This window comes from Parabacteroides sp. AM58-2XD (genome assembly GCF_003463685.1).
Classification (GTDB): Bacteria; Bacteroidota; Bacteroidia; order Bacteroidales; family Tannerellaceae; genus Parabacteroides; species Parabacteroides segnis.
The window spans coordinates 22987-29562 of the sequence record NZ_QSDP01000081.1; the positions used below are offsets into that span (position 1 = coordinate 22987).

At 41.0% G+C, this 6576-nt stretch carries 8 protein-coding genes, 1 tRNA gene and 1 pseudogene; 1 reads left to right on the top strand and 9 read right to left on the bottom strand.

Features of this window, described 5'->3' with window-relative positions:
• Nucleotides 1–150 precede the first annotated feature (150 nt).
• From DXA15_RS17780 to DXA15_RS17815, 8 genes and pseudogenes are all read right to left on the bottom strand, one after another.
• Nucleotides 151–726 (bottom strand): uracil-DNA glycosylase family protein, encoded by a 576-nt coding sequence (locus DXA15_RS17780; RefSeq protein ID WP_128134906.1) that lies wholly within the window; start codon nucleotides 724–726, stop codon nucleotides 151–153.
• Between the two features lie 11 nt (nucleotides 727–737).
• Nucleotides 738–1088 (bottom strand): DUF3795 domain-containing protein, encoded by a 351-nt coding sequence (locus DXA15_RS17785; RefSeq protein ID WP_128134907.1) that lies wholly within the window; start codon nucleotides 1086–1088, stop codon nucleotides 738–740.
• Nucleotides 1089–1109: 21 nt separating this feature from the next.
• Entirely contained in the window at nucleotides 1110–1424 is a 315-nt protein-coding gene (locus tag DXA15_RS17790; protein ID WP_128134908.1) for a cupin domain-containing protein, read from the bottom strand.
• Between the two features lie 7 nt (nucleotides 1425–1431).
• Nucleotides 1432–1788 (bottom strand): arsenate reductase family protein, encoded by a 357-nt coding sequence (locus DXA15_RS17795; RefSeq protein ID WP_007652607.1) that lies wholly within the window; start codon nucleotides 1786–1788, stop codon nucleotides 1432–1434.
• Nucleotides 1789–1800: 12 nt separating this feature from the next.
• The gene (locus DXA15_RS17800; RefSeq protein ID WP_007652608.1) at nucleotides 1801–2436 is read right to left on the bottom strand and encodes a hypothetical protein; all 636 of its coding nucleotides are present in this window, start codon (nucleotides 2434–2436) and stop codon (nucleotides 1801–1803) included.
• A 65-nt stretch (nucleotides 2437–2501) separates the two neighbouring features.
• Nucleotides 2502–3162, bottom strand: a pseudogene (locus DXA15_RS17805) (MgtC/SapB family protein).
• Nucleotides 3163–3181: 19 nt separating this feature from the next.
• A complete protein-coding gene (nhaD, locus tag DXA15_RS17810; RefSeq protein WP_128134909.1) occupies nucleotides 3182–4612 on the bottom strand; it encodes a sodium:proton antiporter NhaD in 1431 nt (476 codons plus the stop codon).
• A 204-nt stretch (nucleotides 4613–4816) separates the two neighbouring features.
• Nucleotides 4817–4889 (bottom strand) — tRNA-Gly (locus DXA15_RS17815).
• Nucleotides 4890–4959: 70 nt separating this feature from the next.
• Here DXA15_RS17815 and argB point away from each other — a divergent pair.
• A complete protein-coding gene (argB, locus tag DXA15_RS17820) occupies nucleotides 4960–5733 on the top strand; it encodes an acetylglutamate kinase (protein ID WP_007652612.1) in 774 nt (257 codons plus the stop codon).
• 49 nt (nucleotides 5734–5782) lie between these two features.
• On the opposite strand, the gene DXA15_RS17825 is transcribed toward argB, so the two are convergent.
• On the bottom strand, nucleotides 5783–6451 hold the full coding sequence (locus DXA15_RS17825) for a DUF1080 domain-containing protein (protein ID WP_128134910.1): 669 nt from the start codon (nucleotides 6449–6451) through the stop codon (nucleotides 5783–5785).
• Between the last annotated feature and the right edge of the window lie 125 nt (nucleotides 6452–6576).

A 6576-nucleotide genomic window follows, 5' to 3' on the forward strand; every position in this document is an offset into this window, starting at 1 on the left:
CGAAACTCGACGCAAAAGTATAAATATCATCATAATGAAAACAGAGTTACATATATTTATTGTAATACGTATTATCTATAGTTCCATTCTTTTGATCCCAATATTTCTAAATTAACGATACTGCTTATAAAACTAAACAGTCTTTGTTATTTATAGTATCTCCAGTTCTTCAAACATCCCTCTGTAAACCGCCGCCTTTTCCTCTAATGGTTTCGGATAGGCCCGTGATGAGGAAGGCATACGATATAATCTGAATCCCCGGTCCAGTAAGGTGAATGTCGAATAAGTTCCGACTTTCGGCTCTTCTGTCGGAGGCAATACCGATAAAATCGTATCCATCGCTTTTTGCCCTGTAACGACAATTGCTTTACATTCGGGTATTTGCGATAGGACTTCTTCTGGATTTATCGGTTTTATCACTTGCAGGAAATTATCGGAAGCATTATTCTTTAACCGGATTATTTCGACAGCCGTATCGCCGATACCGATACCTTTCTCCCGGCAGAAGGCTTTGGCTTTCTCTTCACTGAACGCCTTCTTTGTTTCAAGGAAATATTCTTTATTGCTATAAAACAATAGTCCGAGGATACGCCACATATCGTTCTGTATATTCGGATAGTAAAAGTTCATCGACCAACGTTGCATCGGAGGAGGAAAGCTCCCCAACATCAGCAATTTAGTCTGCTCCGGTAAAAAGAAACCTAACGGATGTAATTCTGAAACCATCGGGATATATATTATCGTTTTATTGTCTGTTGTTTTTTAGCGTGCATTTCCCTGGCAAAAGCATCATAGCCGATTGCCTGTATCCTTCTGATACAGGCCGGACGGTCGGAACGGAAGAGGATAGAAAATACTTTTCCGATGAAGTTATTGAACTTCTTGCATTCATCGATAGAACTGATTGTGCAGTCGGCACAACTTTTATAGTTATGCTCGATGTTACATGCCCGTATTTTACACCAGTCCGCTTTTTTATTCTCCCAGCATCCGGGGCATTGTTCTTTTACGAATTTGCGACAAGCACCGCAATACAGGCCACAAGCTGCAACGTATGCAGCGTCGGGTTGATATGTAAGGTTTTCCATACGATATAATAGATAAGATGATTATTTAGCTTTTACAGAAATACCAATCATAACGGTGGTCCCTTCGATATTATTCCATACCGAATGGGGAACTTTTCCGTTTACAAGGAATGATTCGTTTGCATTCACAATCTTTACTTCACCGTCTAATTCAATCCTTGCTTGTCCGCTGAATACGATAAACAAATGATTATGCTCATGAGTATGCAGGGAAGTCGGTCCACCACCTCCTTTTTCCAGATAGGCAATGGAACCATCTATAATTTCCCCGCAATCGGTAAATAACTTTTTTGCCAGGAAATGAATATGCTCCGGAGGGGTGATGAACTCTTTCATATACTCTTTATTTTACAGATTCTTCCCATTCAGCTGCTTTGAAGCCGACCAAGACCTGATTCTCGCTTACCAACAAAGGACGTTTGATAAGTTTGCCATCGGAAGCAAGTAGTTCTATCTGTTCCTTTTCACTCATGGAGGGCAATTTGTCTTTCAACTGCATGGCTTTATATACAAGACCACTGGTGTTGAAGAAGTTCTTCAGTGGTAATTTGCTGCGTCCTATCCATTCCGTCAACTCTTCAGCCGAAGGATGCTGGTCGATTATATGGCGGTCCTCATAAGCAACCTTATGTTCGTCCAACCATTTTTTTGCGTTCCGGCAGGTACTGCATTTCGGATATTCTAAAAATAGATATTTCATGCCTGTCTGATTTTATTTGTCTTTTTTACGTTGGTTTTTGGCATCTTCTTTGGCAAGAAGGACAATGTTGTAAACGAAATCAGTCATCCATTCTTCCGAATAGCCTAATGTCTCTTTGTATTTGCGGATGCTCCAGGCTGTTTTCTGGACACTGACCTCTTTCCATTCCGAACGAGTTACAATCTCATGGATTGTTTTTGCTGTCTGGTTATATAATAATTTTTTTACCAGCATGGAGAAACGGAACTTCCATTGCATCAGGTTATCCAGCAGGGAGAACAGGTCATTACAAAATCCCTGGAAAAGGAAAAAGTATGATTTGATGTCGTTTTGCGACTTACAGTTCTTTTTTACTGAGGCTTCTATTTCCTTGAAGAAACTTTCTTTCATGGCATAGTCCTGCATTAATATTTTGCGGACACGTGCCTTTTCTGCGATACCAGGCTTGTTATTTTGGGTAGGAATTTTCAGCATACGTTTGAAAAGGGCCATATCCGATAACATATTAATATTGGTAATACCCAACTGTACGGCCATTACCGCCTGATAATATACGCGGATTAATGTTACAAATTCTTCAACGGAGCCTTTTGATGTAGCTTCTGTTTCCTCTTTTTCTTTCTTGAATAGTTTAGAAATTATGTTCATGTGTATCTGTTATAAAATGATTACGGGGACAAAGATACTAAAACTTGTCCCCGTTTTAAGAATTTCTATTCAATTCTCTCAACTGTTACCTCCGGAAATTCTTCCATGAAAAGTAGTAGCTGGTTGTCGTCCGTACTTTTCCTGGCCTTTATAACCAGGGTGACAATGAAAGTATCGACGTTTGAATGACTGACTTTTTCCATTTGGTAGGAGACGAGCAGGTAACCTTTGTCGTTCAGAACCCGGGTTACCTTTTTATGATATCTTTCTCATTGGTGGAAAAAATAATCATCGAACTTTTCATTCCCAGGCTTTTAAAGATATAACTTAGTAGCTCAAGTCCCATCAGAGTCAGTACGGTTGCCGCAACACCAATGCCGTACATTCCGGCACCGATTGCCAGGCCGATTCCGGCTGTTGCCATATTCCTGCGGCAGTCGTCAGTCCGCGAACAAATTGTTTTTGTATGATAATGGTTCCCGCTCCGATAAAGCCGATACCACTAACAACCTGTGCCGCAACACGACTGGGGTCGAGCGAAACACTACTTTCCTGTATAATCTGCTGAAAACCGTATTGGGATACAATCATGATAAGGGCACTTCCCAGTGAGACCAGGAAATGTGTACGATAGCCGGCTTCTTTCGCCCTGTATTCCCGGTCAAGACCAATTACGGCACCAAGAATACCGGCAATAAATAATCTCAGAATAAAATCCCATAACATAATTGTATGCCTCCCTTGTTTATAATCCCAATACTACATTTTGAAGAATATATACTCCTGCACCGGCCAGATATCCGATCAAGGCCAGTAAGGATATGTTTTTCAGATACCAGATGAAATTGATGCGTTCCAATCCCATCACGACAACTCCGGCAGCTGAACCTATGATCAACATGCTGCCTCCAACTCCGGCGCAATAAGCCAGGAATTGCCAGAATATTCCGTCTTGAACAAAGTTTGCCATATAAGTCGGATCTGTTGCTGTTGCGATGATAGCATCTGTTGCAACCGGATACATGCCGATAGCTCCGGCTACCAGCGGAACATTATCAACTACGGCCGATAAAGTACCGATGATCAGGTTTACAGCATATACATTTCCGACAGTTTCGTCTAGCCAGAAAGCGAAATTTGTCAATACACCGCTACATCGCAGTGCGTCGACAGCCAAAAGGATTCCAAGAAAGAATAATAGGGTTGCTCCGTCTATACGGCGCACTATTTTTGACAGACGAAGTTTAAGATCTTCATTGACAATATCCCGTTTATACATTAATTCTGTATAGATCCATAAAATACCGACTCCCATCAGGATACCCATAAACGGAGGCAAATGAGTGATCGTTTTAAATATAGGGACGAATATAAGACATAATACGCCGAGTATCAGTATCGAGAGTTTTTCTTTGGTCTTTAATTCTTTGAGTAGTTCGTCATTTTCATTATAGGTAAATGCATCGGGCGGAGTCACTTTCCCATGGAGGAAACGCATCATAATGAGAACAGGTACCATCATTGATACCAGACTGGGCAAAATCAGGTGTGGAATAGTAGAGGATGAGGAAATGTTTCCTCTGACCCAAAGCATGATGGTAGTTACGTCTCCAATCGGTGACCAGGCCCCGCCACTGTTTGCAGCAATGATAATCACGCTGCCGAATACCCACCGTTCTTTGTAGTTCCCCAGTAGTTTCCGCATTAGCATAACCATAACGATGGAAGTTGTCAGGTTATCGAGTATGGCAGACATGAAAAAAGTAATAAATGCGACCAGAAGTAATAATTTTTTTTTCTGGTTGGTTTTGATACGGTTTGTGATAAACATGAAACCGCCGTGAGCGTCAATCAACTCCACGGTAATCATCGCGCCAATTAGGAAAATCAATGTTTCTGCAATTTCTCCGATACTGTCCAGTACCTGGTGTTCAACGACGAAGCGGGTACATTGTTCTACAAAAGGAAGATCTGCTATAGCCGGATAGGCATCCAGAAATTCTTTAAATTCTTCGGCTGATGCGGTCGGGATCAGATCAGGTGCAGCAAATGTGTATAAAACCCAAAGTATTGTTCCGGTCAGTAGGGCTGTTCCGGCTTTGTTCACCTTTAGCGGATGCTCTAAAGCTATACATAAGTATCCAATCAGAAAAACAAAAATCATTACTGTCAACATAGCAAATCTTCTTTTTCTTTTTAAATTCAGTTAATAGTCGCAAATGTAGGAATTATATGGGATTAACACTCCTTTTGGATGAAATGTTTTGAATTATCGTCCCAAAGAGTGCGAACTTTTTTTTCTTCAAAATTTTGATTGCTTCTTTCTTTATCATGTTTCGATGGGTATATAGAGATTATTATTAAGGTCTTGTTTTTAGGGAGCGGTAAATGGGACTCGAACCCACGACCCTTAGCTTGGGAAGCTAATGCTCTACCAACTGAGCTACTACCGCGTTGACAGGTGCAAAAGTATATAAATCTTTTGTTTTTTTGTACCTTTGACGCAAAAATATTTTATCAGATATGAATAAAGAAAAGCTTACGCTGATCAAGGTCGGCGGAAAGATCGTTGAGGAAGAGGAAACATTGAAAAGTTTGCTTCGGGATTTTTCTCATATAGAAGGTTTTAAAGCATTGGTACATGGCGGAGGACGTTCTGCAACTAAACTGGCGAGCCAGTTAGGCATCGAAAGTAAAATGGTGAATGGCCGTAGGGTGACGGACGTTGAAACACTGAAAGTGGTAACAATGGTATATGGCGGCCTGGTCAATAAAAATATTGTGGCCGGTTTGCAGGCGTTAGATGTGAATGCACTAGGCCTCACCGGAGCAGATATGAATCTGATGCGTTCGGATAAACGTCCGGTAGCTGAAGTCGATTATGGTTTTGTGGGAGATGTGAAAGAAGTGAATGCAGATTTGCTGGCCTCTCTGATCCATCAGGGCATTGTTCCGGTATTGGCTCCGCTGACCCATGACAAACAGGGGCATATGCTGAATACCAATGCTGATACGATTGCCGGTGAAGCTGCAAAAGCACTGGCTAAGCATTTTGATGTAACATTAGTTTTTTGTTTTGAGAAAAAAGGTGTATTGCGGGATGAGAATGATGATGAAAGCGTTATTCCGGAAATAGACCGTACGGTATTTAAACAATTGGTAGAAGAGGGGATTATCCAGGGAGGTATGATCCCTAAACTGGAAAACTCATTCCAGGCAATCGATGCAGGGGTGAAAGAGGTTATTATAACCCAGGCTTCTGAAATCCATCAGGGAAAAGGAACGAAAGTTTATTGATAAAATGAAAAGAGGAAAGTTCGAATATAACTTTCCTCTTTTCATTTTATTATTTGATACTTCTTATTTTTACGTTACGGAACCAGATCAGGGAATCACCATGTTTACCCTGTAATCCGATATATCCTTTTGTCGGAAGTTCTGCAAATGGCTTAGGCAACCAACTGGGGATTTCACTGCCGTCCGGGTTGACTGTTCCCGAAGTCCATTTGCTCATGTCCATTTCCGTTACTTTTTTACCATTCAGGATAACATTAATGCGTTGTCCGACACATCTGATGCGCATATGGTTCCATTCGCCGGGCTTTTTTACTATTTTGTCTTGTTTTGCACCCAGGTGGCCGTAAATGGCTCCGCACTTTTCATAAGGTTTGCCGTTTCCCCATTTTTCACAATGATCGTCGGCAATCTGTATTTCTACAGAATTGGGAATCCAATCTTTAGTATCGGTGCAATATACTACAACGCCGCTATTGGTTCCTACGTCGGTTTTGAAGTCCAGATCCAGTTCAAAGTTTTCATATTCGGTCTTTGTCCAAATGGATTCATCCTCCACTGCTGCAAGTACACCACCTGTCATACTCCAAACTTCAGGATTGTAGCTGGCATCGGAAAGGTTTTCTCCGAACAGGGGTTTCCATTTGTTGTCGGTGGCTGAAACACTAAGGGTGCTGATGATACCTAGAAAGAGAATTGAGAAATAAAAAAATCGTTTCATGTTATTGGATTTTAAGATAAAATAATTAGAAATTCAAAGATAGATAATCTGCTTTAATAAGCGAGTGAAAACTGGTTAAATTTATGGAAGTCTTTCGAATGATAACAAAATCGGTTAGTTTATAC

Excerpts from the sequence above, each read along its gene's own strand:
- nhaD (WP_128134909.1), bottom strand. The coding sequence starts at position 4,612 with ATGTTGACAGTAATGATTTTTGTTTTTCTGATTGGATACTTATGTATA.
- argB (WP_007652612.1), top strand. The coding sequence starts at position 4,960 with ATGAATAAAGAAAAGCTTACGCTGATCAAGGTCGGCGGAAAGATCGTT.
- DXA15_RS17825 (WP_128134910.1), bottom strand. The coding sequence starts at position 6,451 with ATGAAACGATTTTTTTATTTCTCAATTCTCTTTCTAGGTATCATCAGC.
- DXA15_RS17785 (WP_128134907.1), bottom strand. The coding sequence starts at position 1,088 with ATGGAAAACCTTACATATCAACCCGACGCTGCATACGTTGCAGCTTGT.
- DXA15_RS17790 (WP_128134908.1), bottom strand. The coding sequence starts at position 1,424 with ATGAAAGAGTTCATCACCCCTCCGGAGCATATTCATTTCCTGGCAAAA.
- DXA15_RS17780 (WP_128134906.1), bottom strand. The coding sequence starts at position 726 with ATGGTTTCAGAATTACATCCGTTAGGTTTCTTTTTACCGGAGCAGACT.
- DXA15_RS17795 (WP_007652607.1), bottom strand. The coding sequence starts at position 1,788 with ATGAAATATCTATTTTTAGAATATCCGAAATGCAGTACCTGCCGGAAC.
- DXA15_RS17800 (WP_007652608.1), bottom strand. The coding sequence starts at position 2,436 with ATGAACATAATTTCTAAACTATTCAAGAAAGAAAAAGAGGAAACAGAA.